Source organism: Aeromonas sp. EERV15 (assembly GCF_900079845.1).
Classification (GTDB): Bacteria; Pseudomonadota; Gammaproteobacteria; order Enterobacterales; family Aeromonadaceae; genus Aeromonas; species Aeromonas sobria.
Genome location: NZ_FKKY02000200.1, coordinates 1 through 236, shown reverse-complemented (window position 1 = coordinate 236; position 236 = coordinate 1). Strand labels below are relative to the sequence as shown.

The following is a 236-nucleotide window of genomic DNA, read 5'->3' as shown; positions in this document are numbered from 1 at the left end:
TGCGGATGTAGGTAATGTCAGTCACCCAGGCGATGTTGGGGGCAGGCACCTTAAACTGACGTGCCAGCGTGTTTGGGGCAGCCTGTGGGCTCTTGCCTCCATAATGCCTCTTACGGCGTTGATAGCCAGTTTGCGAACGCAGCCCCTCCCGCCTCATTAATTTGGCCACACGGTGCTTACCGCAGGCTTCCCCCAAGTCACGAAGATCGCGATGGATCTTGCGATAACCGTAGACA

The 236-nt window shown here is 56.8% G+C and carries 1 protein-coding gene; it reads right to left on the bottom strand.

Annotated features, from left to right (window positions below):
• Nucleotides 1-236, bottom strand: a 236-nt coding sequence (locus BN4575_RS21065; RefSeq protein WP_141689935.1) for an IS3 family transposase, incomplete at both ends; no start/stop codon positions are given.